Below are 705 nucleotides of genomic sequence, written 5' to 3' on the forward strand. Positions count from 1 at the left end.
CTTCGGCGTTGTAAGGTTAAGCCTCACGGTTCATTAGTACCGGTTAGCTCAACGCATCGCTGCGCTTACACACCCGGCCTATCAACGTCGTCGTCTTCAACGTTCCTTCAGGACCCTTAAAGGGTCAGGGAGAACTCATCTCGGGGCAAGTTTCGTGCTTAGATGCTTTCAGCACTTATCTCTTCCGCATTTAGCTACCGGGCAGTGCCATTGGCATGACAACCCGAACACCAGTGATGCGTCCACTCCGGTCCTCTCGTACTAGGAGCAGCCCCCCTCAGTTCTCCAGCGCCCACGGCAGATAGGGACCGAACTGTCTCACGACGTTCTAAACCCAGCTCGCGTACCACTTTAAATGGCGAACAGCCATACCCTTGGGACCTACTTCAGCCCCAGGATGTGATGAGCCGACATCGAGGTGCCAAACACCGCCGTCGATATGAACTCTTGGGCGGTATCAGCCTGTTATCCCCGGAGTACCTTTTATCCGTTGAGCGATGGCCCTTCCATTCAGAACCACCGGATCACTATGACCTGCTTTCGCACCTGCTCGCGCCGTCACGCTCGCAGTCAAGCCAGCTTATGCCATTGCACTAACCTCCTGATGTCCGACCAGGATTAGCTGACCTTCGTGCTCCTCCGTTACTCTTTAGGAGGAGACCGCCCCAGTCAAACTACCCACCAGACACTGTCCGCAACCCGGAT

At 55.5% G+C, this 705-nt stretch carries 1 rRNA gene; it reads right to left on the reverse strand.

Annotated features, from left to right (window positions below):
• Positions 1-12: 12 nt before the first annotated feature.
• Positions 13-705: ribosomal RNA gene (locus OGV83_RS00015) — 23S ribosomal RNA — on the reverse strand; the annotation flags it as partial.

The organism is Citrobacter sp. CK189 (genome assembly GCF_030333505.1).
Classification (GTDB): Bacteria; Pseudomonadota; Gammaproteobacteria; order Enterobacterales; family Enterobacteriaceae; genus Citrobacter_B; species Citrobacter_B koseri.